2 protein-coding genes and 1 pseudogene are annotated in these 1890 nt (G+C 74.7%); all 3 read right to left on the bottom strand.

Features of this window, described 5'->3' with window-relative positions:
- Positions 1 to 293 (bottom strand): annotated as a pseudogene (locus ABZ641_RS35520) (M56 family peptidase); the annotation flags it as partial.
- Positions 290 to 676 (bottom strand): BlaI/MecI/CopY family transcriptional regulator, encoded by a 387-nt coding sequence (locus ABZ641_RS35515; RefSeq protein ID WP_344628152.1) that lies wholly within the window; start codon positions 674 to 676, stop codon positions 290 to 292. The gene ABZ641_RS35515 and the pseudogene ABZ641_RS35520, both read right to left, overlap by 4 nt.
- A gap of 244 nt (positions 677 to 920) precedes the next feature.
- Positions 921 to 1757, bottom strand: a complete 837-nt coding sequence (locus tag ABZ641_RS35510) for an undecaprenyl-diphosphate phosphatase (protein ID WP_359988543.1) — start codon at positions 1755 to 1757, stop codon at positions 921 to 923.
- Positions 1758 to 1890: the final 133 nt, after the last annotated feature.

The raw sequence follows: 1890 nt of genomic DNA, 5'->3' as shown, positions 1-1890 counted from the left end.
GTCACGACGGCGGCGAGCAGCAGGCCCGCGGCCGCGGCCACCGGGACGGCGGCCGGGGAGGTCGCGGCCAGCCAGGCGAGCGGCAGGCGTCCGGCGGCGGCCAGCCACGGCAGGTGCAGCAGCCCGGCGAGGAGCAGTACGGACAGGCCGACCGCCGTACCGGCGGCGAGCAGCGCGGCGCAGCAGGCGACCGCGAGGGCCGCCCAGCGCGGGGTGAGCCGGGCGGCGAGCGCCCGGACGGCGGGAGCGGAGAGCCAGGGCAGCAGGAGTGCGGCCAGGGCGGGCGTGTTCACGCCCGCTCCGGGGTGCCGCCGGCGTCGGCGAGCAGGCTGCGCAGCAGGGCCTCGTCGCCCGGGCCGAGCGCGGAGACGAAGTGCCGCAGCACGCTGTCGCGGTCGGCGCCCTTGCTGAGCTCGGTGTGCATCCGGGAGGCGACCATGCCGGAGGCGTCCTGGGCGGCGGCGTACACGTAGCCGCGGCCGGCCCGCTCGCGGTGGACGAGGTCCTTCTCGTGGAGCCGGGTCAGGATCGTGGTGACGGTGGTGCGGGCGAGGGCGCTGCCGAGTGCGTCGTTGACCTCGCCCGGGCTGAGCGGCCGGTCGGCCTCCCAGAGGACGGCGAGGACGTCGGACTCCAGCTGCCCGTGCGGGCGCCTCGTCGCTGCGGCGTCGGACATTCCCGGTGTTCCCCTCTCCCCGTCGGACCGCGCCCGGGGCCGTGGCGGCGGCCCGGTCTCCAGGCTACGCGGCGGTGTGCGCGGCCGGGGGCGCGGTGCGGTCGGGGGTGCGTGCGGTCGACGGCGTCGACCGGGCGGACGGACGGAGGTGCTGCGGGCCGGATCGGTGCGGCGCGCAGCCGGTGCGGACACGGCGCGGGCGGCCGCCCGGGTGGTGGGCGGCCGCCCGTTGCGGCGGTGCGGATCAGGCGTTCAGGACGCCGGTGCCGAGCAGGCCGAGCAGCAGCACGCCGACGACGATCCGGTAGGCCACGAAGGCGTTGAAGGAGTGCTTGGCGACGTACTTCAGCAGCCAGGCGATCGAGGCGTACGCGACGATGAAGGAGACCGCCGTGCCGACGATCAGCGGCAGCGGGTCCACGCCGGCGCCGAGGGCGTCCTTGAGCTCGTACAGGCCGGCGCCGGTGAGGGCCGGGATGCCGAGGAAGAAGGAGAGCCGGGTGGCGGCGACCCGCTCCAGGTCGAGCATCAGACCGGCCGACATGGTGGCGCCGGAGCGGGAGAAGCCCGGGAAGAGCAGGGCGAGGATCTGGGCGGAGCCGACGATCATGGCGTCCTTGAGGCCGGTGTCGTCCTCGCCGCGCTTGAGCCGGCTCATCTGGTCGGCCGCCCACATGACGCCGCTGCCGACGATCAGCGAGCCGGCGACCACCCACAGGGAGGCGAGCGGGCCCTCGATCAGCGGCTTGGCGGCGAGGCCGACGACCACGATCGGGATGGTCGCGTAGATCACCCACCACGCGAACTTGTAGTCGTGGTGGTACCGCTCCTCCTTGTTCACCAGGCCGCGGCCCCAGGCGCCGACGATCCGGGTGATGTCCTTGAGGAAGTAGAGCAGCACGGCCGCGATCGCGCCGACCTGGATGACGGCGGTGAAGCCGACCACCGACGTGTCGTCGACCGGGATGCCCATCAGGCCCTCGGTGATCTTCAGGTGGCCGGTGGAGGAGATCGGCAGGAACTCCGTCACTCCCTCCACCACGCCGAGGACGACGGCTTGACCGACGGTGATCACGCTCACGTGGGACCCTTCCCGGATCTCGACCCTGCGGGCGGGCCACCGCCCGCACGTCTACGAGAATGTAGACGTCCTGGGTCGCGGTGGTCCACCCGGGTCGGCGTGGCGCGCGCCCGGGCCTCCGCGGGCGGCGCGC

The sequence above is a fragment of the Kitasatospora sp. NPDC007106 genome, assembly GCF_040634455.1.
GTDB lineage: Bacteria > Actinomycetota > Actinomycetes > Streptomycetales > Streptomycetaceae > Kitasatospora > Kitasatospora arboriphila.
This window is presented reverse-complemented; position numbering and strand designations above follow the sequence as displayed.